This is a genomic window from Komagataeibacter kakiaceti JCM 25156 (assembly GCF_000613305.1).
Genome location: NZ_BAIO01000643.1, coordinates 1 through 1,145, shown reverse-complemented (window position 1 = coordinate 1,145; position 1,145 = coordinate 1). Strand labels below are relative to the sequence as shown.

General features: G+C 65.1%; 1 pseudogene. It reads left to right on the top strand.

From position 1 onward, the window contains the following. Window positions 1-323 precede the first annotated feature (323 nt). Window positions 324-1,145: pseudogene (locus JCM25156_RS25850) on the top strand (acetylornithine transaminase); the annotation flags it as partial.

The window sequence follows — 1,145 nt, the reverse complement described above, 5'->3', positions numbered from 1 at the left end:
CGGGCGCGGAGCGGAGCGGGACAGGCGGGCCACCATAACGGGAACTGTGCCATAACACCCCGCCGCCGCCCATAGCTGACTGGCTGACGGATGGCTGCCATGGCGGAACCGCAGGGGGATATGGGGTTAAGGTTGCATTTCGCACGTCCCGCCCATATTCTCTCCGGCTTCCGGGTTGAAATATGCCAGGGCGCGCCGTGACGCACCGCACGCCCGCATGGCCCGGAAAATTCGGGAAAGGAAATATGCCCACCCCTGTCGCGGTGGGCCGTTTTCGTTTCTGAACCCATCCTCTTCCTTGAAACGAAGTACAAGGCCATTCCATGATTCCCGCCCTGATGCCGAATTACAATCGTGCCGACCTCGCTTTCGAGCGCGGCGAAGGTGCCTGGCTGTATACGGTGGACGGACGACGATTCCTGGATTTCGGCTCCGGCATCGCCACGTCCTCGGTCGGCCACAACAACCCGCATCTTGTCGGCGCGATCACGCAGCAGGCGCAGCGTGTCATGCATGTCTCCAACCTGTACCGCGTGCCGCAGGCCGAACGGCTCGCCGCGCGGCTGGTGGCCAACAGCTTCGCGGATACCGCCTTCTTCTGCAATTCCGGCGCGGAAGCGAATGAAGGCATGATCAAGATGATCCGCCGCGCGCAGGCCAAGTCCGGCCACCCGGAGCGCACCCGCATCATCTGCTTCAACGGCGCGTTCCACGGCCGCACGCTGGCCACGCTGTCCGCCACGGGCAACCCCAAATACCTCGATGGCTTCGGCCCCCGGGTTGACGGCTTCGATCACGTCGCCTCAACAACATGAACGCGGTGCGCGACGCCATCACGGCCGAGACCGCGGGCATCATGATCGAGCCGGTGCAGGGTGAAAGCGGCATCCATGTCGCCACCCCGCGCTTCATGCAGGACCTGCGCGCGGTGTGCGATGAATACGGCCTGTTCCTCGGCGTGGACGAGGTCCAGTGCGGCATGGGCCGCAGCGGCCGCCTGTTCGCCTATGAATGGTCGGACATCACGCCCGACATCCTGTCCACCGCCAAGGGCATCGCCGGGGGCTTCCCCATGGGCGCCGTACTGACGACCGAGACCATCGCCCGGCACATGACGCCGGGCAGCCACGGCACCACGTTTGGCG